Source organism: Lentzea sp. NBC_00516 (genome assembly GCF_036346835.1).
Lineage (GTDB): Bacteria > Actinomycetota > Actinomycetes > Mycobacteriales > Pseudonocardiaceae > Lentzea > Lentzea sokolovensis.
Genome location: NZ_CP107840.1, coordinates 6,254,012 through 6,274,698, shown reverse-complemented (window position 1 = coordinate 6,274,698; position 20,687 = coordinate 6,254,012). Strand labels below are relative to the sequence as shown.

Genomic DNA, 20,687 nt, shown 5'->3' with positions numbered 1-20,687 from the left:
GTGACGGGCCTTACGTCCTTCGTGTCAGACACGCCGCGACACGCCGTAGTCGCATAACGCTCTGGAGTTGGCGCAGTATTTGCGCACGTGTGATCGTCGTCGGGGGTAAAGTCGCCTTTACCGATGGGGAACATGGCACCGAGCGTGCTCGTTGAACCCAGTGACGGCGTAAAGCAACGCCACAGGAGGATCCAGGTGCGCTCGAGCAGCAACCCGGCCTTCCGCAACCTGCCGACCGGCGGCGGGTACGGAGGCTACGCAGGCTTCGGTCAGCCAGAGCAGGCTGGCTACCAGCAGGCCCCGCCGCCGCTGACCAGCGAGCGGCCGATGACGATCGACGACGTCGTCACCAAGACGGGCATGACGCTCGCCCTGGTGGCCACGACCGCCGTCATCACGTACCTCATGAAGGCGTGGGGTCTGCTGATCCCCGCGGCGATCATCGGTCTGGTGCTCGCCCTCGTCATCATGTTCAAGAAGATGCCGAGCCCGCCGCTCGTCCTCGCCTACGCCGCCGTCGAAGGTGTCTTCCTCGGCGCGTTCAGCGGGATCATCGGCAACATGATCGACGGCATGACCGACAAGCCCGGCCAGGGCGTCGTGGTCATCGGGCAGGCCATCATCGGCACGCTCGGCGTGTTCTTCGGCATGCTCGTCGTCTACAAGACGGGCGCGATCCGCGTCACGCCGAAGTTCACCAAGTGGATCGTCGGCGCGATCATCGGTGTCGGCGTGCTCATGCTCTTCAACCTGGTCATGAGCTTCTTCACCGACGGCGGCCTCGGCCTGCGCAGCGGTGGCCCGCTCGCGATCATCTTCAGCCTCGTCTGCATCGGCCTCGCGGCGTTCAGCTTCCTGATCGACTTCGACGCCGCCGACCAGGCGATCCGGGCCGGCGTGCCGGCCAAGTTCGCGTGGCAGATCGCGTTCGGTCTCACGGTCACCCTGGTGTGGCTGTACACCGAGATCCTGCGCCTGCTGTCGTACTTCAACTCGGACTGACGCTTCGGGTGTTCTGGAGGGGCGTTCCGCTGCGGCGGGGCGCCCCTTCGGCGTTCTAGGGTGAAGTCCGAGGAATTCAACTTCAGGGGGAATTCAGTGGACTCCGCATACCGGCTCGTCATGGAACCGCCATCAGTCGACGACTACCTGCGGTTGCGCAAGGAATCCGGACTGAGCGCGCGAACTCGTGAAGAAGCGGAAAACGGCATCAGCGGCGCGTGGTCCAGCGCCAGTGTCATTCACGTGGAATCAGGCGAAACCGCCGGCATGGGCCGCGTGCTCAGTGACGGCGGCTGGTACTTCCACGTCATCGACATGGCGGTGCTTCCGCATCATCAACGCAAAGGCATCGGCGACGCGATCCTCACCGCGTTGCTGGACCACATCCACGCGCAGTCCCCGAACGCGTACGTCAACCTGCTTGCCGACCCACCCGGCCGTCGTCTCTACGAACGGCACGGCTTCACCGAGAGCGCACCGGCGAGTGTCGGCATGCGGCGGGTCTAGACCCGCCAGCGGACATCCGGCAGTTCGGTGCCCACCTTGATCAGGCAGGTCGTGCAGAGCGCGCCCGCCTGCGCGCGCGACACCCGTTCGTCGGGCACCGAATGTTCGCAGACGGCCTCGTAAAAGCTGCGCGAACCATCGGCCTGGTCTCGGGAGAAAGCATGGCATTGCAGGTCATATTCGCTTTGCCACCACACATAGGGCATGTCCGACCCCTCCTTGCTCATCGGTAGGGACGGACTTCCCCTCGCCTGATGACGCCATAGCGCGATGATTCAACTCATCGGCAGAAAGGGCGCAGGCAAGTAGCTCCGTTCGGGTGATACGGAGCCACTTGCAAGCGTCAAATTGCAGATCTTGAACGAAAGCTCAGCTCAGGCGCTCGATGACCATCGCCATGCCCTGGCCGCCGCCCACGCACATCGTCTCCAGACCGAACTGCTTGTCGTGGAACTGCAGCGAATTGATCAAGGTCGTGGTGATGCGCGCGCCGGTCATGCCGAACGGGTGGCCGACCGCGATGGCGCCGCCATTCACGTTCAGCCGGTCCAGGTCGATTCCGAGGTCCTGGTAGGACGGAATCACCTGGGCGGCGAACGCCTCGTTGATCTCGACGAGGTCGATGTCGGAGACCGACAGGCCGGCCAGCGCCAGTGCGCGCTTCGAGGCCTCGACCGGGCCGAGGCCCATGATCTCCGGCGACAGGCCCGAGACGCCGGTCGACACGACGCGGGCGAGCGGCGTGATGCCGAGTTCGCGGGCCTTGGTGTCGGACATGATCACCAGGGCCGCGGCGCCGTCGTTCAGGGCGCAGCAGTTGCCGGCGTTGATGCGGCCGTCGGGGCGGAAGACGGGCTTCAGCTGGGACACGGCCTCGTAGGTGACGCCGGCGCGCGGGCCGTCGTCGGACGAGACCACGGTGCCGTCGGGCAGCGTGACCGGCGTGATCTCGCGGGCCCAGAAGCCGTCCGCGATGGCCTTCTCGGCGAGGTTCTGCGAGCGGACGCCGAACTCGTCCATCTCCTTGCGCGAGATCCCCTTGAGCAGAGCCAGGTTCTCGGCGGTCTGGCCCATGGGGATGTAGACGTCCGGCACGACGTCCACCGAACGCGGGTCGGCCCACTCCGAGGCACCCGACGCCGTGACGGAAGCGGTGCGCGCCTCGGCCTCGCCGAACAGCGGGTTGTGCGTGTCCGGCCACGAGTCGGAGCTGCCCTTGGCGAACCGCGACACGGTCTCGACGCCGGCGCTGATGAACACGTCGCCCTCGCCCGCCTTGATGGCGTGCAGCGCCATGCGCGTGGTCTGCAGGGAAGAAGCGCAGTAACGGGTCACGGTCGTGCCGGGCAGGTTGTCGTAGCCCAGCAGCACGGACACGACGCGCGCCATGTTGAAGCCCTGCTCGCCGCCGGGCAGGCCGCAGCCGAGCATCAGGTCGTCGATCTGCGCGGGGTCGAGCTGCGGCACCTTGTCCAGTGCCGCGCGAATCATCCGCGCCACCAGGTCGTCGGGCCGCACGTCCTTCAGCGAGCCCTTGCCCGCACGGCCGATGGGGGAGCGGGCGGCGGAGACGATCACGGCCTCAGGCATCACGAAACTCCTCGTTGAGAGTCAAGGTTGCCTTCGAGCCTAGTTAACGTCCGCTCACCCCGGCCAGCGCGAGTGACGAGAATTCCGAAACTCATGCGTGCCGCTTCTGCAGCCACCCCGGCACGCGTGAGGGCCGCACCGCCAACGCAGCCGCCGACCGCAACGGCAGAGCGGGGGCGACCCAGCCCGGCCACAGCCCCGCCACCTGGCACAACGGCGCCAGCAGCACACCGGCCGCCGCCTCGTAGCCGACGGAACTGGGGTGGAAGCGGTCCGAGCTGAACATGTCGACGTGCCGCGCCATGAACTCCGGCGCCAGCAGGTTCGCCAGCGACACCGGCACGCCACCGGCTTCTCGCACCGCGGCGGTCTGCGCGGCCGCGAGACGCAGGCTGTACTGATGCCCGACCATCCGCAACGGCTGGGGAATCGGCCGCACGATCCCCAGGTCGGGGCACGTGCCGACGACGACGCCGCAGCCGATCGCGCGCAGCTTGCGCACCTGCTCGCCCAGCAGTCGCCCCGACTCGCCCGGGCTCATCCGCGACGTCACGTCGTTCGCGCCGATGATGATCAACGCGACCTGTGGCAGGCCCAGTACGGCCGCGTCGACCTGCGGCACCAGGTCGCGGGTGGTCGAGCCGCTGATGGCGTACGTCGACAGGCGCACCGGCCGTTCGGCCTCCTCCGCCAGCGCCTCGGCCAGCAGCACACCCGGCATCTGCGAGGGATGGGTCACACCCACACCCACCGCCATCGAGTCGCCGAGCACCGCCAGCCGCACCGGATCGCGGCCGTCGTCGAGGTACACGCCGTCCGGCGCCGGCCACAGGTGCTCCAGCACGCCAATGGCCGTCCTGGCACGTCTTCCCTGCTCCGTGAGCAGTCCCACCAGTGCGCCGGAGAGGCCTCCGAGCGTCGCGGCGGTCATCGCCACAGCACGCAGCGTCCTGAGTCCGATCATCCGCAACACCCCCTTTCCAGTGGAATCGTCGGTTCCGCTGTTCGAATTAACCTCCGCAGTCACTCGAGCTAGGCTTCGTCCCGCTATCTCGGAGAGTGGGAGCAGGGAGTAGATACCGGTGGAGTACGTCGAGCACGTCGTCGATCTGGTCGGCAACACGCCGCTGGTCAAGCTCAACTCCCTGACCACGGGGATCAAGGCCACGGTGCTGGCCAAGGTCGAGTACCTGAACCCCGGTGGCAGCGTGAAGGACCGCATCGCGCTGCGGATGGTCGAGGCCGCGGAGAAATCGGGTGAACTTCAGCCCGGCGGCACGATCGTCGAGCCGACCTCGGGCAACACCGGCGTCGGCCTCGCCCTGGTCGCCCAGCGCAAGGGCTACAAGTGCGTGTTCGTCTGCCCCGACAAGGTCAGCGAGGACAAGCGCAACGTCCTCAAGGCCTACGGCGCCGAGGTCGTGGTGTGCCCGACCGCCGTCGCGCCCGAGCACCCGGACTCGTACTACAACGTCTCCGACCGGCTCGTCCGCGAGATCCCCGGCGCGTGGAAGCCCGACCAGTACTCCAACCCGGAGAACCCGGCGAGCCACTACCACCAGACCGGCCCCGAGATCTGGCGCCAGACCGCCGGCAAGATCACTCACTTCGTCGCGGGCGTCGGCACCGGCGGCACGATCTCCGGCACCGGCCGCTACCTCAAGGAGATCTCGGACGGCGCCGTGCAGGTCATCGGCGCCGACCCGGAAGGCTCCGTCTACTCCGGCGGCACCGGCCGCCCGTACCTGGTCGAGGGCGTCGGCGAGGACTTCTGGCCCGAGGCGTACGACAAGACCATCTGCGACCAGATCGTCGAGGTCTCCGACGCGGACTCGTTCGACACCACCCGCCGCCTCGCCCGCGAGGAAGGCCTGCTCGTCGGCGGTTCCTGCGGCATGGCGGCCGCCGCCGCGCTGCGCATCGCGAAGGACCTGCCGGAAGACGCCGTCGTGGTCGTGATCCTCCCGGACGGTGGCCGCGGCTACCTGTCCAAGGTCTTCAACGACCGCTGGATGGCGTCCTACGGCTTCCTGCCGCCCGACTCGACCGGCGCGACCGTCGGCGACGTGCTGCGCCGCAAGGGCGGAATGCTCCCCGACCTCGTGCACGCGCACCCCAACGAGACCGTGGGTGACGCCGTCGCGATCCTGCGCGAGTTCGGTGTCTCGCAGATGCCCGTCGTCAACGCCGAACCGCCCATCATGGCGGCCGAGGTCGCGGGCGCCGTGAACGAGCGCGACCTGCTCGACGCCCTGTTCACCGGCAAGGCCCAGCTGTCCGACCGCCTCGACAAGCACATGTCGCCGCCGCTGCCCACGCTCGGCGCCGGTGAGCCGGTCGGCATCGCCATGAACGCGCTCTCGCACGCCGACGCGGCCCTCGTGCTGGAGGACGGCAAGCCTGCCGGAGTCGTAACTCGTCAGGACATTCTGGGGTTCTTGGCTGGTCGCTGAGCGTAGAGGCCGGTGCGTCCGATAGCGTGACGCCCCAGATCATCATCAGTCTTACTCGTACCCACGGCCCAGCCAAGGGGGTTGGAAACCGGATGAACGCTCCGCAGCCGCCAGGAAACCAGTTCGGCGGTCAGCCGCAGCAGGAGCCCAACGCGGACGCCACGCAGATCGTCCCGGGAGGTGGGCAGCCGACTTCGGCATACCCGAACCCGGACGCGACGCAGGTCGTCTCGCCTGGTCAGGCTCCCGCCGCACCGCAGCAGAATGCGGACGCCACCCAGGTCGTCAGCCCCGGGCAGGTGCCTCCTGCTTCGGGTGGCTTCCCGGCGCAGGGACCCGGCTCTGGCGGTTTCCCCGCCCAGCAGCCGCCCCAGTACGGCGCTCCGCAGCAGCCCTACGGTCAGCCGCAGCAGCCTTACGGCGCGCCGCAGTCGAACCCGTACGGCCAGCCTCAGCAGCAGGCCTACGGTCAGCCGCAGCAGCCCTACGGCGCTCCGCAGTCGAGCCCGTACGGCCAGCCTCAGCAGCAGGCCTACGGTGGCGCACCCGGCGGCTACGGCCAGCCCGGTTACGGCGCCCCGATGCCTCCGACCGGCTACGCCGAGTGGGGTTCGCGCGCCGTCGCGGGCCTCATCGACTACGCCGCTCCCGGCCTGGTCGCCGGTCTGATCATCGGTGTCTTCAGCGCGATCGGCGCGAGCTCGGGTGACGCGTCCTCCGCCGGCCTCTTCATCCTGATCGCGTACGTGGTCGGCTACGGCGGCCTCTTCGGCTTCTACATCTGGAACACGGTCCTCAAGGGCGGTTCCACGGGCCAGTCGATCGGCAAGAAGGTCGCGAAGATCAAGGTCATCAAGGAGGACACGCAGCAGCCGCCCGGCGGCGGTGTGGCCTTCCTGCGCCTTCTGCTGAACAACGCGTTCGGTCTGCTCTGCGGCATCGGCTCGCTGATCAACTACCTCGCGCCGTTGTGGAACCAGCCGAAGAAGGAGACCTACTCCGACAAGATCTGCGGCACGGTCGTCATCAACTGGCCGGACACCGCGTCCTACGGCGGCGGCGGTTACCCGCAGCAGCCCGGCACCGGTGGCTACCCGCAGCAGCCGAGCACGGGCGGTTACCCGCAGCAGCAGCCTCCGCAGCAGGGCGGCTACGGCCAGCCCCCGCAGCAGGGTTACGGCGGCCAGCAGCAGGGCTGGTAAGTCCTTCTGCAGCACTTCGACCAGCCCCCGGCCATCACGGCCGGGGGCTGGTCTGTTTTCACTGCTTGGACACTTGCGGTCGGCGGCCAGATGGGTGAGTACCCTTCGAACATGAGCACCCCATACGGCTTCGCCACCAGGGCGATCCACGCCGGTCAGGACCCGGACCCGACCACGGGTGCGGTGAACGTGCCCATCTACGCGACCTCGACGTACGCCCAGGACGGCGTCGGAGGCCTGCGTGAGGGCTTCGAGTACTCGCGCACCGGCAACCCGACCCGCCGCGCACTGGAGACGTGCCTCGCGTCGCTCGAACGCGGCCGCTACGGCCGTGCGTTCTCCTCCGGCATGGGTGCGACCGACGCGGCACTGCGCACGTTCCTCAAGCCCGGCGACCACATCGTCATCCCGAACGACGCCTACGGCGGCACGTTCCGGCTGATCGACAAGGTCTTCTCGCAGTGGGGCGTCACCCACTCGCCGGCTCCCGTGTCCGACGTGGACGCGATCCGCGCCGCCATCCGTCCCGAGACGAAGCTCGTGTGGATCGAGACGCCCACGAACCCGTTGCTGAACATCGGCGACATCGCCGCCATCGCGTCTGTCGCGCACGAGTCCGGCGCGAAGCTGGTCGTGGACAACACCTTCGCCTCGCCCGCCCTGCAGACTCCGTTGGAGTTGGGTGCGGACGTCGTGCTGCACTCCACCACCAAGTACGTCGGCGGGCACTCCGACGTCGTGGGCGGTGCGTTGATCACCTCTGATGAGGAGGTCGACGCGGCGTTCGGCTTCCTGCAGAACGGTGCCGGAGCTGTGCCCGGGCCGTTCGACGCCTACCTGACGTTGCGCGGCATCAAGACTCTGCAGCTGCGGATGGAGAAGCACTCCGACAACGCCGAGCTGGTCGCCGAGGCCCTGACCCGGCACCCTCGCGTGAAGAAGGTCATCTACCCCGGCCTGGAGTCGCACCCCGGCCACGCCGTCGCGGCCAAGCAGATGAGCCGGTTCGGCGGGATGGTGTCGTTCATCGTCGACGGTGGCGAGGAGGCGGCTCTGGAGGTCTGCTCGCGGACCAAGCTGTTCCTGCTGGCCGAGTCGCTGGGCGGGGTCGAGTCGTTGATCGAGCACCCCGGGAAGATGACGCACGCGTCTACTTCCGGGTCGTTGCTGGAGGTTCCGGCGGACCTGATTCGGGTGTCGGTGGGTATTGAGTCCGGTGACGACCTGGTGGCTGACCTGCTCGAAGCCCTGGGCTGAGTTCGGCCGCGCGGGTTGCGTGCGGGCGTTTGTCGCGTTCCAGCGGGGTTGGTCGCGTTCCGTGCGAGTGGTCGCCTTGCGAGGGTGGGCGCGTGGGTAGTGACGAAGTGCGGGGTTGCGATTGGGGCTTGACCTTGAGCCTCTGGCGGGATGCTTGACGGCCGGAAAAGGCCGGGCTGAAAAGCGCCCGGCCGTGCCCATGAGGGGAGCATCCCGCCCACTCAAGGTAAAGCCCCAATCGCCATGAGCGGAGTGCACCGCTTACCCGGCGCCCTAGGTTCAGACTGCTCGCTCCGCATCGCCACGCCAGACTTCGTACGTGGTTGCTTTGCGAGGGGCCGTGCCTGGTGGCACCGCGCGCCAGACCTCGTACGTGGTCGCCTTGCGTTGGCGGGCGCCGGTTGGCACCGCGCGGGTCCTTGCGGTGGCCGGGCACGTTCCAGCGGAGGGGTGACCTCCGCACATGCGAAAGGCCCCTCCCGTGTGGGAGGGGCCTTCTGCGTCTTCTAAGGCTTCTTCGAGCCGCCGAACCTGTCCACGTTCTCGGCCTCGGCTGTCGGAGCCGACGGTAGGTCGGCACCGTTCACACAGCCGCCGACGAACTGGATCGCGTCGCCGGTGCGGACGAAGCGGCCGGCCTCGTCACAGCCTGCGTGCGCCACGGTCAGGAACGCCGCGCCGGTCAGTGCCACAGCCGTGGTCACGGCTCCGACCAGCGGAATCACCGCGGCCACGCGTCGCGCGAATGCCATGCCACCTCCACCCGATGTGAGTCCCCCGTAAGGCAGCCTACCGGGGTATCGGCGTCAGAGGTTGCCGCGTCGCTCCTGTTCGCGCTCGATCGCCTCGAAAAGGGCCTTGAAGTTGCCCTTGCCGAAGCCCAGCGAGCCGTGCCGCTCGATCATTTCGTAGAAGACGGTCGGGCGGTCGCCGATCGGCTTCGTGAAGATCTGCAGCAGGTAGCCGTCCTCGTCGCGGTCGACCAGGATGCGGTGTTCCTTCAGGGTCTCGATCGGGACGCGGACCTCGCCGATGCGCGCACGCAGCGCCGGGTCGTCGTAGTAGGAGTCCGGCGTTTCGAGGAACTCGACACCTGCGTCGCGCATGGCCGTGACGGTCTTGATGATGTCGTTGGTCGCCAGCGCGATGTGCTGGACGCCCGCGCCCTCGTAGAACTCCAGGTACTCGTCGATCTGCGACTTCTTCTTCGCGATCGCCGGCTCGTTCAGCGGGAACTTGACCCGGTGGTTGCCGTTGGAGACGACCTTGGACATCAGCGCCGAGTAGTCCGTGGCGATGTCGTCGCCGATGAACTCCGCCATGTTCACGAAGCCCATGACGCGGTTGTACCACTCGACCCAGTAGTCCATCTTGCCGAGCTCGACGTTGCCGACGCAGTGGTCGACGGCCTGGAACAGGCGCTTCGGGGCGCCTTCCGGACGCTTCACGGACGAGCTGCGTGCCACGTAACCGGGCAGGTAGATGCCCTCGTACTTCGAGCGGTCGACGAGCGTGTGGCGGGTCTCGCCGTACGTCGCGATCGCGGCGAGGCGCACGGTGCCGTGTTCGTCGGACACGTCGTGCGGCTCTTCGAGGACGGTCGCGCCCTGCTCGCGGGCGTGCTTGATGCACTGGTCGACGTCGCCGACCTCCAGTGCGAGGTCCACGACGCCGTCGCCGTGACGACGGTGGTGGTCGAGGAGTTCGGAACCGGGCGTGACGCCGCCGTGGATCACGAAGCGGGCCGAGCCCGACTTCAGCACGAACGACTTGTGGCTGCGCTGGCCGGTCTCGGGGCCCGCGTAGGCCACGAGCTCCATGCCGAACGCCACCTGGTAGAGCCACGCGGTCTGCGTGGCGTTGCCCGCGACGAACACCACGGCGTCCATGGCGCGCACGGGGAAGGGGTCCTTGGTCGCGTCGTAGTCGACCAACCCCACGAGCTGCCGGAGCTGGTCGTAGCTCACGTCGTCAAGCTGCTGCGTCATGTTCATCAGCATGATTCGACCTAGCAGGATGAGCAACAGTCAGCGAATTCACAGGACATTTTGTATAGTGATCTATGCCCTTGGATCAGCAGAGTGAGCACTCTGACCAGCCCGTGGACGAACTGGACGCGAAGCTGCTCCTGCTCTTGACGGACGAGCCCCGGCTGGGCGTCCTCGAATGCTCCCGCCGGCTGGGCGTCGCGCGGGGAACCGTGCAGGCCCGGCTGGACAGGCTGGTCGAGCGGGGCGTGCTCACCGGGTTCCCGCCGGCGCTCGACCTCGGCGCGATGGGCTACGGGCTGACGGCGTTCGCGACGGTGGAGATCGCACAGGGGCGCCGTGCCGAAGTGTGTGAAGGGCTGGCCGCGATCAGTGAGGTGTGCGAGGTGCACGCGACTACGGGCCAAGGCGATCTGTTCGTGAGAATGGTCGCGAGGTCGAATGCGGATCTGCAGCGCGTGGTCGATCACATTGTCGACGTGCCTCACGTTCGTCGTTTGTCGACCTCTATTGCTTTGTCGACGCCAGTGCCTCCACGCGTGCGGCCTCTACTGGAACGCGTGAAGGGGCGGCCACCTAGGTGACCGCCCCTTCGCACGTTTTTGTGGCGTGACTACGCCTGGTAAGGAACCGCGGAGATCAGCGTGACCTTCTGCTGCTTGCCGTTCGGCAGCTCGTAGGACACGGTCTCGCCGTCCTTCGCGCCGTTGAGCGCCTTTCCGAGCGGCGAAAGCGGGGAGTAGACCTCCATCTCGCCGTGCGCGCCCTCCTCGCGAGTCGCCAGCAAGAAGGTTTCCGACTCGTTGTCGCCTTCGTAGCGGATCGTGAGCACCGTGCCCGGCGCTGCGACACCCTTGGTGGTGGGAGCCTCGCCGACCTTGGCGGCCTGGAGCAGTTCGTGCAGCTGGCGGATGCGCGCCTCCTGCTTGCCCTGCTCCTCGCGGGCCGCGTGGTAGCCGCCGTTCTCGCGGAGGTCGCCCTCTTCGCGACGAGCGTTGATCTCGGCAGCCATGACCGGGCGGTACGCGATAAGTTCGTCCAGCTCAGCCTTGAGCCGGTCGTAGGCCTCCTGGGTCAGCCAGGTCACCTGGGTGTCGCTCACGGTCACCAACTCCTCGTCTTGCTCTGGTGCACGCGTGTCACCAGATAGTTCCCGGGCCGCTGGCCCGGAACGGAAAAACACGGCCCGCGCCGGGGCCGTGCTTGAGCGGCAATAGTAACACGCAGACAACGTTCAGCGACGGCGATTTGTTCCCCATCTCGCCGTTTAAACCGCAGATCACCCGCTTGGCCGCTAGCTCGTGGACAAGTAGGCGGGAACCTGGTAGGAGCACCCGAACACCTCGCCGGTGACCGGCGGCTTCGAGGTGCGGAGAACTGTTGTCTCTACGACGACGTCATTTCCCGGCGGCACCAGAACTTCGCGTCTACCCGCTTCGTCCCCGTCCTTGGACCGGGCCCGAATGATGCAGACGGCAGCGCGCTCCGGTTGATCGCGGGAAACCTCGAAACTGACCTTCACCTGGTCGTCGTTGAGGAGGATGAACGCGGTCTGCTTGGCTTCGATCGGTTTAGTGCCGAGATTTCGGTAACCGACGAAGGCGATCAGGGCACCCACCGCGACGGCTACAGCGAGTAACACCCACCGCGCCCACTTGGCCAGCGGCTTGCGGCTCTGTTTGCTGTAGCGCCCCTCGGGGAGCACGCGCTGTGCCACTTGTCCGCGCCCTCCTGAGCCTCTGGGGAACAATGGTGCCCGGCGTTCAGTTGATGAGTGTCGCAGGACCGTTCACACAGGAGGACCACGGGGGTCATGGCCGAAAAGCTGCGCCTTATGGCAGTGCACGCACATCCCGACGACGAGTCGAGCAAGGGCGCGGCCTCGATGGCTCGCTACATCGCGGAAGGGCACGACGTGATGGTCGTGACCTGTACCGACGGTGGTGCGGGCAGCATCCTCAACCCGGCGATGGACAGGCCGGACGTGCTCGAGAACATCATCGAGGTCCGCCGCGAGGAGATGGCCCGCGCGGCCAAGATCCTCGGCATCCAGCACCGCTGGCTGGGCTTCAAGGACTCGGGCCTGCCCGAGGGCGACCCGCTGCCGCCGCTGCCCGAGGGGTGCTTCGCCCTCGTGCCGCTGGAGGAGTCGGTGCCGTCCCTGGTGGAGGCCATCCGCGACTTCCGCCCGCACGTCGTGGTGACGTACGACGAGAACGGCGGCTACCCGCACCCCGACCACATCCGCACGCACGAGATCTCGATGGCAGCCCTGGACGCCGCCGCCGACGCTTCGTACCAGCCGGAACTGGGCGAACCGTGGGAACCGCAGAAGGTCTACTACGGCCACGGCTTCTCGCGCGCCAAGATCGTCGCGTTCCACGAGGCGATGGAAGCGCGCGGCATCGAGTCGCCGTACACCGAGTGGCTCGCGAACTGGAGCACCGACCGCCCGGACGTGATGGACCGCGTGACCACCCAGGTCGAGTGCGCGGACTACTTCGACGTCCGCGACGAGGCTTTGAAAGCGCACGCCACCCAGATCGACCCGACCAGCCGCTGGTTCGCCATCCCGATGGAGCTGCAGCGCGAGATCTGGCCGACCGAGGAGTACGAGCTCGTGCGGTCGCAGGTGGACTCGACTCTGCCGGAGAACGACCTGTTCGCCGGAGTTAAGGTCTAGGGGTGCTTTCCCCAGACTTCTCCCTCGGCAGCACGGTGGCGCTGGTCGCCGTGCAGCCGTCGAACCCGAACGACGGCAATGACAAGGGCGGCCAGGGCGAGGACTTCGGCAAGTCCTCCCCGGTCGGCCTCGTCCTGCTGATCGTCTTCTTCATCGCGATCTTCTTCCTGGTCAAGTCGATGAACAAGCACATCAAGGGCTTGCCGGCGTCGTTCGACGAGCCGGCCGAGGGTGCCGCTGTGCCTGCCACGGAGCCTTCTGAGTCCGCGGACGAGCCTTCGGTCTCCAAGGCTGCGAAGGCTTCGAAGAAGAAGGACTGACGTCGCGGCCCGTGGTGGTGAAACGACTCGCTCGATTGTCATGATCGCGAGTTGTCCACAGGTTTGAGCTTGCTGACCTGCGGCGATGTCGGAACGCGCTAGCTTGTGGATAGGCGGGAACGCAAATCGCGTTTCCTTCGTTCCGCAAGAGGAGGAAGCGCGGGGGGCGAGGGTCAGGTCAGCCCGACCAGGTCAGATCTTCTGTGTCGCGGCAGACGGGACGTGGGCCACGGCAGGTCCAGCCGGCCCGCCCGGCCAGCTCAGGCAGCCCAGCCCGCTCGGGCAGTCCGCCCAGCTAGGCAACGCAGACACGCAGCCAGCTGGGCCACGCGGCCGCACAGCCAGGCCAGCCCACCTCGGCCAAGCCGACTCAAGCAAGCGAGTCCTACGCGAGGCCACCCGCGCTGTGCACGCCCGGCCAGCTGAGCCAGGCCAGCCGAGCCGGGCGCAGCCGACCTCAAGTCAGCACAGCCGGGTCGAGACAACGAAGTCGTGGACCTCGTCGAACGCCGGCGGCTCCACCGGCAGGTCGCTGTTCTCCCGCGCCTGCCGCAACTCCTCCTGCCAATGCGTGAGGTCCGCCTCCAGCCGTTCGGGAGCGGGCCGCCCCGGCACTCCGGCCAGCGCCCGGTGCTCGCCGAGGATCTTGGCCTCGATGAGACCCGGCAGGTAGTCCGGGCCGTCGAGCTTCTCGAGCAGCGTCGGCAGGTGCGCGTTCACCTCGCCGGTGCGCAGCAGGTGCACGCCCGTCAGCAGCGCGCGGAACGTGTAGAGCAGCGGCTTGATCTCGGCGGTCTTCTCGAAGAGCCGCCATTGCGTCGCGGCGAACCCGCGGTAGTGGTGCCCGTGCCGTGAGGTCAGGCATCCCGCGGCTAGGTCGGCCAGCTTGCGGTGCGCGTCCGTGGTGTGCACGACCAGCGGTGAGAGCAGCTGTTCCAGCACGTAGCCGTTGGGGCGGGTCAGCAGGCGGCAGAACTTCTGCACGTCGTGCGTGACCAGGTCGATCTCGACGCCGTCGCGCACCCACATCCGTTCCTTGGTCTCCGGGCCGTGCCGCAGGCCCAGGATCTCCGCGAGCGGCAGGACGTGCACGCCTCGCAGGTCCACGTCCGAGTCCCGCGACGGGAAGCCGTACAGGTGCGCGCCGGAGACGGTCGCGAACAGCAGGCCGTGCGACTGCTCGGCGACCACGTCGCTCAGGTCCGGTACCTCGTAGCTCACAACATCCTCCTGCGCACCGACACCAACCAGTCCTCGACCCGCGCCCGGTCCGGGTCCTCCGGCAGCGGGCTTTCCACGCTTGCGATCTCGTCGCCGAGCCGGTGAGCCCAGGCGACCGCGTCGTCCCACGGCATCTCCCCGTTGCGGATCTTGAGGAGCGCGCGGTCCGCGGCGATGTCGTAGCGGCCGGTGCGCAGCAGGTTCAGGCCCACCAAGCGCAGCCGCACGACGTGCATGAGCTGCTTCGGCTTGAGGTTGCGACCCGCGCGCGACAGCTGCATCTCCGTTGCGCGCGTGAACGCTCGTACGGCATACCGGGAGAGGAACGCGGGCAGTAGATCCCGCAGCTCCTCTCCCATCGGCGTGCTGATCTCCACCAGCGGGCTCACCAGCGTTTCGAGCACCGTCGGGTTCGACTTCAGGCCCAGTCGGCAGAAGTGCTCGACCTCCCAGCTGAGTTGCTCCGGGTCCGGTCCCTCGACGCTCGTCGGGGGTTTCTCCAGGCGCCAGAACGCTTCCGTGGGCGCGACGAACACCCCGCGTCTGTCCACATCGGATTCCGCGCTCGCGAGCCCGTAGGCGTGCGAGCCGATCACGGCTTCGAGGATCACAGTCTTGGGTCCACCGGTTCCGACTCCAGCGCGAGCACGCCGAAGACGCACTCGTGCACCCGCCACAGGGGTTCGCCGCGCACGAGACGCTCCAGGGCCTCGATGCCCAGGGCGTACTCGCGCAGGGCGAGTCCGCGCTTGCGGCCGAGGGCACGCTTGCGCAGCCGCGACAGGTTCGACGGCGTCGTGTAGTCCGGGCCGTAGATGATCCGCAGGTACTCGCGCCCGCGCACCTTCACACCCGGCTGCACACGTCCGCCGAGGTTCGCCAGCGGCTTCACGACCATGCCCTCACCGCCGTCCGCGGTCAGCTCCTCCCACCACCGCACACCGGCGGCCACCTGCGACGGGTCGCCGACGTCGACCACGAGGTGCCGGGTGTGCTGGAACAACGGACCTTCCAAACGCCCCAAAGTCTCCAGGTGCCACAGGTGCGAACGGTCGTGGAACGTCTGCCCCTCGGCCGCGAGCAGCTGGAACGGCGCGATCCGCACGCCCTCCAACCCCTCCACTGGCCAGCAATATCGCTCGTACGCGGCGCTGTAGGCCGCGGCGTTCGAGGCACGCTGCGACGTGCGCGCCAACAGGTCCGCCACGTCCACGCCACGAGCGACAGCCGCGGACAACGCGTCGACCGCCACCGGCAGCGCACCGCCGGCCGCCGCCCCGACCGCCGCGTACTGCTCGCGGATCAGCCCGGAGGCCTTGGCGTTCCACGGCATCAGCTCGGCGTCGAGGAGCAGCCAGTCCGTGGCGAACTCGTCGAACAGCCCGGCACAGGCCGAACGCACGCGATCAAGCAACGACGAACCCAGCGCGCCGTCGAAGAACGCACGTCCGGTGCGGGTGTAGATCGCACCACCTTCCTTGCGCACCAACAACACCGCACGCGAGCCCATGTGCTTCTCCTCGCAGATCACCTGCGTGACACCGGCCGCGAGGTAGTCGGCGAACGCCTCCGATGGGTGCTCCAGCACGTCGTCTCGCTGCGAGGTCGCCACAGGCGCCATCGTCGGCGGCAGGTACAGCAGGTCGTGCGGGTCGATCGCGAACCGGCTCATGACCTCCAGTGCCGAAGCCGACTGCTCCGCGCGGATCGTCACGGCACCGATCAGCGACGTGTCGATCCGGCGCAGACCGGTGACGTCGGTGAGCGCCAGCACGTCCGGCGCGCGCTCGACGGCCTTCGGCGGGAACGGCGCGTCGCTCTCGTACCAGACCTGATGTGCCTTCACGGAGACGGTTTCCTTCTCCGGGTAGCGCAACGCGGTCAGCTTCCCGCCGAACACCACGCCCGTTTCGAGGCACATGGTGTTGTTGATCCACTCGGCCTCGGGCACCAGAACATGGCCGTACAGCACCATCGCCGCACCGCGGTAGTCGTTCGCCCACGGCAGGCGCACCGGCATTCCGTGCGCGTCGGTCTCGCCGGTCGTGTCGCCGTACAATGCGAAACTGCGCACCTTCGCGGACGCACGGCCGTGGTAGCGCTCGGGCAGGCCGGCGTGCGCGACGACGAGGTTTCCGCCGTCCAGCACGTAATGCGCGACCAGGCCGTCGCAGAACCGAGTCGCGGCCAGGCGGAACTCCTCCGACTCGTGTGCGAGCTGCTCCAGCGACTTCTCCAGCCCGTGCCGGACCGTCACCTTGTGCCCACGCATCGCCCGCACGAGCTTCTCCTCGTGGTTTCCGCGCACGCTCAAGGCGTGACCGGCCGCGACCATGCCCATGACCAGGCGCAGCACGCCCGGAGTGTCCGGCCCGCGGTCCACCAAGTCGCCGACGAACACGGCCTTGCGGTCGCCGGGCGGGACCGCGTCCACAGCACGGCCTTCGTCGTCACGAACCAGCGAGTACCCGAGTTCGACGAGCAGCTCCTCCAGTTCCGCGCGGCAGCCGTGCACGTCACCGAACACGTCGAACGGGCCGGTCTCGTGCCTGAGATCGTTGAGCAGGCGCTCGTACACGATCGTCGAGTTGTCCACATCGGACTCGGAGCGCAGCACGTGGACGCGCTTGAAGCCCTCCTTGCCGAGGAACTTCAACGAGCGCCGCAAAGCCGACCGGTGCCGCTTCACGACGTGCGCGCCGAAGTCGCGGTCGGGACGCTGTGCGTTGCGCGCCAGGCACACCTCGGCCGGGGTGTCGAGGACGATCGCGACCGGCAGCACGTTCGCCTTCTTCGCGACCTCGATCAGCCTGGCGCGGTCCGGCGCCTGCACGTTGGTCGCGTCGATGACCGTGACGCGCCCGGCCTGCAGTCGCTTGTTCGCCACGTAGTGCAGCACGTCGAACGCGGCCGCGGAGGCCGACTGGTCGTTCTCGTCGTCGGACACGAGCCCGCGGAAGTAGTCGCTCGACAGCACCTGCGTGGGCAGGAAGTGCTTGCGCGCGAACGTGGACTTGCCGGAACCGGAGGCGCCGACCAGCACGACCAGACACAGGTCAGGGATCTTCAGTTCCATCAGTTCGCATCTCCCAAGCTGAACACGGCCATTTGGGTCGGCGCGCCGCGTTCGGCGTCCTCCGGCCCGATCGGCACGTACCGCACGCGGTAACCACGGCGTTCCGCGACACCGTCCGCCCACGCCGCGAACTCCACCCGAGTCCATTCGAAACGATGGTCGGAGTGCCGCATCTGCCCTTCCGGCAATGTGTCGAACAGCGCGTTGTACTCGACGTTCGGCGTCGTCACCAGCACGGTCGCCGGTCGCGCCACGGTGAAGACCGAGTGCTCCAGCGCGGGCAGGCGCGACGGGTCGACGTGCTCGACGACCTCCATCAGCACCGCCGCGTCGTAGCCGGCCAGTTCGGGGTCGGCGTACGTCAAAGCCGACTGCCGCAACGTGATCCGCTCACGCTGACGGTCTCCCATGCGGTCCAGGTGCAGCTTGCGCGCGGCCTCCTGCAACGCCTTCGCGGACACGTCGACACCGTGGATCTCGGTGAACTCGGGCTCGTTGACGAGTGCGCGCAGCAACGCCCCACCACCGCAACCGAGGTCGAGCACGCGCTTGGCCCGCGCGTCCTTCAAGGCCTTGATCACGGCCTCCTTGCGTTGCACGGCAAGGGAGATCTTCGGTTCGGCCAGCGCGTTGTCCAGCTCCTCCGGCTCGACCTCGTCGACGTCCGCGAGGCGTTCCAGGGCGGAGGTGATCAACGGTCGCTTGCGCGCCAGGTAGCGGGTGGTGATCAGCTCCTTGTCCGGGTGCGCCGCCAGCCAGCCGTCACCGGCCTTGAGCAGCTTGTCGACCTCGTCGGCCGCGACCCAGTAGTGCTTGCCGCCGTCGAGCACGGGCAGCAGCACGTAGAGGTGCTTCAGCGCGTCACTGAGCTTCACGGTGCCGGTCAGCGTCACGTCCGCGAACCGCGAGTCGCCGTGCTCGGAGACCGCGACGTCCCAGCCGAGTGGCGTGAACAACCGGTCCGCGAGCCGGTGCGGCAGCGCGGGAATGCGGATGACCAGCGGAATCGGCGTCGCGGCGAGCTCGGGGTAGCTCTCGCTGCGGCCGTTCATGGCCGTGCGGAAGACGCTGCCGAGCGCGACCGTGAGCAACGACCCGGCCGCGTAGGGCCTGTCGTTGACGTATTGGGTGAGCGTGCTGCCGGGACCTCGCACGAGCGCGATGGGGTCGACCTCCAGCAGGAGGGCGACCGTGCATTCCTCGTTCGTCGCCTTCGGGTAGAAGACGTGCGCGATGCCCGAACTCGTCGTGAAGGACTGAGCCCGGTCGGGATGCTTGTGCAGCAGGTGGCCGAGATCGGTCGCCGGCTGGTGCGTCGTGGTCAAGGTGAGCAACACGAGGTCGAGTCTGATCGACAGTCGGCCTTCGCGCTGCTCATTTAGTGTGGTTCGCATGACTAACCGGCTTGCGGACGCGACCAGCCCTTACCTGCTGCAGCACGCGGACAACCCGGTCGACTGGTGGCCGTGGTCCGCGGAGGCGTTCGAGGAGGCACGACGGCGCAACGTGCCGGTGCTGCTGTCCATCGGCTACGCGGCCTGCCACTGGTGTCACGTGATGGCGCACGAGTCCTTCGAGGACGCGGAGGTCGCCGCCTTCCTGAACGCGAACTTCGTGTCGGTGAAGGTGGATCGCGAGGAACGCCCGGACGTCGACGCCGTGTACATGGAGGTCACGCAGGCCATGACCGGCCAGGGCGGATGGCCGATGACGGTGTTCCTCACGCCGGAAGCGCGGCCATTCCACGCGGGCACCTACTACCCGCCGTCGCCGCGGCCGGGCATGCCGTCGTTCACGCAGCTCATCGAGGCCGTGTCGGCGACGTGGGCCGAACGCCCTGGCGAGATCCTGGAGTCCGCTTCCGCTGTGGTGGAGGAGATCTCGCGTCACGCGGCGCCGCTGCCTCCGTCCGCTGTGGACTCGGACGCGCTGGCGGGCGCCGTGGTGTCGTTGCTCGGAGAGTTCGACCGGCGCCACGGCGGATTCGGTGGGGCGCCGAAGTTCCCGCCGTCGATGGCGCTGGAGTTCCTGCTGCGCCACCACGAACGCACCGGCTCGGTCGAGGCCGTCTCGATGGCGACCGCGACGGCCGACGCGATGGCCAACGGCGGCCTGTACGACCAGCTCGGCGGCGGGTTCGCGCGGTACGGCGTCGACGCGTCGTGGGTGGTGCCGCACTTCGAGAAGATGTTGTACGACAACGCTTTGCTGCTCCGCTTCTACACGCACCTGACGCGGGTGACGCGTTCTGAGCGCTACGAGCGGGTCGCGCGGGACACGGCTTCGTTCCTGCTGCGGGATCTGCGCACGGCCGAGGGCGGGTTCGCGGCCTCGCTGGACGCGGACACCGAGGGTGTCGAGGGCCTGACCTACGTGTGGTCGTTCGAGGAACTGGGTGACGCGGCGGCCGCGTTCGGCGTGACCTCCGAGCCGAACTTCGAGGACGGGAAGTCGACGCTGCGGTTCGTGTCGGAGCCGGGGGAGGACGTGCGGGCCGCGCTGCTGGCGGTGCGCGCCGGAAGGCCGCAGCCCGGCCGGGACGACAAGGTGATCGCCTCCTGGAACGGCATGGCGATCGCCGCGCTGGCCGAGGCGGGCGCGTTCTTCGGTGAACCGTCGTGGATCGCGGCGGCCTCGGAGGCGGCGTCGTTGCTGGCCTCGGTGCACATGGTCGAGGGCAGGCTGCTGCGGACCTCGCGTGACGGCGTGGCGGGGCCGTCGTTCGGCGTGCTGGAGGACTACGGCTGCCTCGCCGACGGCCTGCTGGCGTTGCACCAGGTCACCGGCTCGATCCGGTGGCTCGATCTGGCGTGCGGCCTGCTGGACACCGCTCTCTCGCGGTTCGCCGTCCCGGACTCGCCCGGCGCCTACTACGACACCGCCGACGACGCCGAGACGCTGGTTCGCCGTCCCGCCGACTCGACCGACAACGCGTCGCCTTCCGGGGCGTCCTCGCTGGCCTCGGCCCTGGCGACGGCGTCTTTGCTGGCGGGCGCCGATCGTTCGTCGCTGTACTTCACCGCCGCGTCGGATGCAGTCACGCGGGCCGGTCTGCTGGCCGCGCGGGCGCCCCGGTTCGCCGGCCACTGGCTGACCGTCGCCGAAGCGTTGGTGGCCGGCCCGTTGCAGGTGGCCGTAGTAGGTGCCGACGACTCGCGCCGTGCGTCGCTATGGGCGGCGGCGGTGGCGCATGTGCCGGGAGGCGGCGTCGTCGTGGCCGGTGAGCCAGCGTCCGTGCCGTTGCTCGAAGACCGGCCGTTGGTCGATGAAGGCCCTGCGGCTTACGTGTGCCGTGGCTACGTGTGCGACAGGCCTGTCGTGTCGGTAGATGCCCTGGTCACTTCGCTGACGGCGAACACCACCCGCTGATTGCAGGCGTAACGTCGGT

At 68.1% G+C, this 20,687-nt stretch carries 20 protein-coding genes; 9 read left to right on the top strand and 11 right to left on the bottom strand.

Translation table 11 applies throughout. From position 1 onward, the window contains the following. The first annotated feature begins 195 nt into the window (after positions 1 to 195). Entirely contained in the window at positions 196 to 1,002 is an 807-nt protein-coding gene (locus OG205_RS28215; RefSeq protein ID WP_330271041.1) for a Bax inhibitor-1/YccA family protein, read from the top strand. Between the two features lie 120 nt (positions 1,003 to 1,122). Beyond that, positions 1,123 to 1,509 (top strand): GNAT family N-acetyltransferase, encoded by a 387-nt coding sequence (locus OG205_RS28210; RefSeq protein ID WP_330271040.1) that lies wholly within the window; start codon positions 1,123 to 1,125, stop codon positions 1,507 to 1,509. On the opposite strand, the gene OG205_RS28205 is transcribed toward OG205_RS28210, so the two are convergent. From OG205_RS28205 to OG205_RS28195, 3 genes are all read right to left on the bottom strand, one after another. Beyond that, positions 1,506 to 1,715: a hypothetical protein gene (locus OG205_RS28205; protein WP_319980312.1), complete on the bottom strand. Its 210-nt coding sequence runs from the start codon at positions 1,713 to 1,715 to the stop codon at positions 1,506 to 1,508. The two genes, OG205_RS28210 and OG205_RS28205, sit on opposite strands and share 4 nt — an antisense overlap. Before the next feature lie 163 nt (positions 1,716 to 1,878). Next, the gene (locus OG205_RS28200) at positions 1,879 to 3,099 is read right to left on the bottom strand and encodes an acetyl-CoA C-acetyltransferase (RefSeq protein WP_330271039.1); all 1,221 of its coding nucleotides are present in this window, start codon (positions 3,097 to 3,099) and stop codon (positions 1,879 to 1,881) included. Between the two features lie 91 nt (positions 3,100 to 3,190). Then, entirely contained in the window at positions 3,191 to 4,063 is an 873-nt protein-coding gene (locus tag OG205_RS28195) for an SGNH/GDSL hydrolase family protein (protein ID WP_330271038.1), read from the bottom strand. A 118-nt stretch (positions 4,064 to 4,181) separates the two neighbouring features. Here OG205_RS28195 and OG205_RS28190 point away from each other — a divergent pair, with 118 nt between their 5' ends. The 3 genes from OG205_RS28190 to OG205_RS28180 all read left to right on the top strand — a co-directional run bounded on the left by OG205_RS28190 (position 4,182) and on the right by OG205_RS28180 (position 8,011). Continuing rightward, complete coding sequence (locus OG205_RS28190) at positions 4,182 to 5,552, top strand: cystathionine beta-synthase (RefSeq protein ID WP_319980309.1); 1,371 nt, start codon at positions 4,182 to 4,184, stop codon at positions 5,550 to 5,552. 92 nt (positions 5,553 to 5,644) lie between these two features. Then, positions 5,645 to 6,754 (top strand): RDD family protein, encoded by a 1,110-nt coding sequence (locus tag OG205_RS28185; RefSeq protein WP_330271037.1) that lies wholly within the window; start codon positions 5,645 to 5,647, stop codon positions 6,752 to 6,754. Between the two features lie 111 nt (positions 6,755 to 6,865). Beyond that, entirely contained in the window at positions 6,866 to 8,011 is a 1,146-nt protein-coding gene (locus OG205_RS28180; protein WP_330271036.1) for a cystathionine gamma-synthase, read from the top strand. A gap of 506 nt (positions 8,012 to 8,517) precedes the next feature. Here OG205_RS28180 and OG205_RS28175 read toward each other — a convergent pair. Together OG205_RS28175 and hppD are read right to left on the bottom strand one after the other, a co-directional pair. Further along, complete coding sequence (locus OG205_RS28175; RefSeq protein ID WP_093602603.1) at positions 8,518 to 8,763, bottom strand: hypothetical protein; 246 nt, start codon at positions 8,761 to 8,763, stop codon at positions 8,518 to 8,520. 54 nt (positions 8,764 to 8,817) lie between these two features. Then, a complete protein-coding gene (hppD, locus tag OG205_RS28170; RefSeq protein WP_330271035.1) occupies positions 8,818 to 9,999 on the bottom strand; it encodes a 4-hydroxyphenylpyruvate dioxygenase in 1,182 nt (393 codons plus the stop codon). 74 nt (positions 10,000 to 10,073) lie between these two features. On the opposite strand from hppD, the gene OG205_RS28165 reads away from it, so the two are divergent. Further along, positions 10,074 to 10,583, top strand: coding sequence for an Lrp/AsnC family transcriptional regulator (locus tag OG205_RS28165; protein WP_319980305.1), 510 nt, complete (start codon positions 10,074 to 10,076; stop codon positions 10,581 to 10,583). 29 nt (positions 10,584 to 10,612) lie between these two features. Here the strand turns inward: OG205_RS28165 and greA are convergent, their stop codons facing one another. Together greA and OG205_RS28155 are read right to left on the bottom strand one after the other, a co-directional pair. Then, entirely contained in the window at positions 10,613 to 11,107 is a 495-nt protein-coding gene (gene greA, locus OG205_RS28160) for a transcription elongation factor GreA (RefSeq protein ID WP_330271034.1), read from the bottom strand. A 186-nt stretch (positions 11,108 to 11,293) separates the two neighbouring features. Beyond that, the gene (locus OG205_RS28155) at positions 11,294 to 11,716 is read right to left on the bottom strand and encodes a DUF4307 domain-containing protein (RefSeq protein ID WP_330271033.1); all 423 of its coding nucleotides are present in this window, start codon (positions 11,714 to 11,716) and stop codon (positions 11,294 to 11,296) included. A gap of 96 nt (positions 11,717 to 11,812) precedes the next feature. Here OG205_RS28155 and mca point away from each other — a divergent pair, with 96 nt between their 5' ends. Both mca and OG205_RS28145 read left to right on the top strand, forming a co-directional pair. After that, the gene (mca, locus tag OG205_RS28150) at positions 11,813 to 12,682 is read left to right on the top strand and encodes a mycothiol conjugate amidase Mca (RefSeq protein WP_330271032.1); all 870 of its coding nucleotides are present in this window, start codon (positions 11,813 to 11,815) and stop codon (positions 12,680 to 12,682) included. Positions 12,683 to 12,684: 2 nt separating this feature from the next. Then, positions 12,685 to 13,002: a hypothetical protein gene (locus tag OG205_RS28145; RefSeq protein ID WP_442916595.1), complete on the top strand. Its 318-nt coding sequence runs from the start codon at positions 12,685 to 12,687 to the stop codon at positions 13,000 to 13,002. 462 nt (positions 13,003 to 13,464) lie between these two features. Here the strand turns inward: OG205_RS28145 and OG205_RS28140 are convergent, their stop codons facing one another. From OG205_RS28140 to OG205_RS28125, 4 genes are read right to left on the bottom strand one after another with little or no spacing between them, the layout of a single operon-like run. Further along, positions 13,465 to 14,223, bottom strand: coding sequence for a nucleotidyltransferase domain-containing protein (locus OG205_RS28140; RefSeq protein WP_330271031.1), 759 nt, complete (start codon positions 14,221 to 14,223; stop codon positions 13,465 to 13,467). After that, positions 14,220 to 14,834 carry a nucleotidyltransferase domain-containing protein gene (locus tag OG205_RS28135; RefSeq protein WP_330271030.1) on the bottom strand — a complete coding sequence of 205 codons (615 nt, stop codon included), beginning with the start codon at positions 14,832 to 14,834 and terminating at the stop codon, positions 14,220 to 14,222. Before OG205_RS28135 ends, OG205_RS28140 begins: the two co-directional genes overlap by 4 nt. Then, complete coding sequence (locus OG205_RS28130) at positions 14,831 to 17,299, bottom strand: polynucleotide kinase-phosphatase (RefSeq protein ID WP_330271029.1); 2,469 nt, start codon at positions 17,297 to 17,299, stop codon at positions 14,831 to 14,833. Before OG205_RS28130 ends, OG205_RS28135 begins: the two co-directional genes overlap by 4 nt. Further along, positions 17,299 to 18,636 carry a 3' terminal RNA ribose 2'-O-methyltransferase Hen1 gene (locus OG205_RS28125; RefSeq protein WP_330271028.1) on the bottom strand — a complete coding sequence of 446 codons (1,338 nt, stop codon included), beginning with the start codon at positions 18,634 to 18,636 and terminating at the stop codon, positions 17,299 to 17,301. The genes OG205_RS28130 and OG205_RS28125 overlap by 1 nt, the downstream gene beginning before the upstream one ends. A 55-nt stretch (positions 18,637 to 18,691) precedes the next feature. Between OG205_RS28125 and OG205_RS28120 the strand changes: the two genes are divergently transcribed. Then, positions 18,692 to 20,668: a thioredoxin domain-containing protein gene (locus OG205_RS28120; protein ID WP_330271027.1), complete on the top strand. Its 1,977-nt coding sequence runs from the start codon at positions 18,692 to 18,694 to the stop codon at positions 20,666 to 20,668. Positions 20,669 to 20,687 lie beyond the last annotated feature (19 nt).

Coding starts and splice junctions, on each gene's coding strand:
- OG205_RS28120 (WP_330271027.1), top strand. CDS start 18,692: ATGACTAACCGGCTTGCGGACGCGACCAGCCCTTACCTGCTGCAGCAC.
- hppD (WP_330271035.1), bottom strand. CDS start 9,999: ATGACGCAGCAGCTTGACGACGTGAGCTACGACCAGCTCCGGCAGCTC.
- OG205_RS28130 (WP_330271029.1), bottom strand. CDS start 17,299: ATGGAACTGAAGATCCCTGACCTGTGTCTGGTCGTGCTGGTCGGCGCC.
- OG205_RS28175 (WP_093602603.1), bottom strand. CDS start 8,763: ATGGCATTCGCGCGACGCGTGGCCGCGGTGATTCCGCTGGTCGGAGCC.
- OG205_RS28165 (WP_319980305.1), top strand. CDS start 10,074: ATGCCCTTGGATCAGCAGAGTGAGCACTCTGACCAGCCCGTGGACGAA.
- mca (WP_330271032.1), top strand. CDS start 11,813: ATGGCCGAAAAGCTGCGCCTTATGGCAGTGCACGCACATCCCGACGAC.
- OG205_RS28185 (WP_330271037.1), top strand. CDS start 5,645: ATGAACGCTCCGCAGCCGCCAGGAAACCAGTTCGGCGGTCAGCCGCAG.
- OG205_RS28195 (WP_330271038.1), bottom strand. CDS start 4,063: ATGATCGGACTCAGGACGCTGCGTGCTGTGGCGATGACCGCCGCGACG.
- OG205_RS28210 (WP_330271040.1), top strand. CDS start 1,123: ATGGAACCGCCATCAGTCGACGACTACCTGCGGTTGCGCAAGGAATCC.
- OG205_RS28200 (WP_330271039.1), bottom strand. CDS start 3,099: ATGCCTGAGGCCGTGATCGTCTCCGCCGCCCGCTCCCCCATCGGCCGT.
- OG205_RS28205 (WP_319980312.1), bottom strand. CDS start 1,715: ATGCCCTATGTGTGGTGGCAAAGCGAATATGACCTGCAATGCCATGCT.
- OG205_RS28180 (WP_330271036.1), top strand. CDS start 6,866: ATGAGCACCCCATACGGCTTCGCCACCAGGGCGATCCACGCCGGTCAG.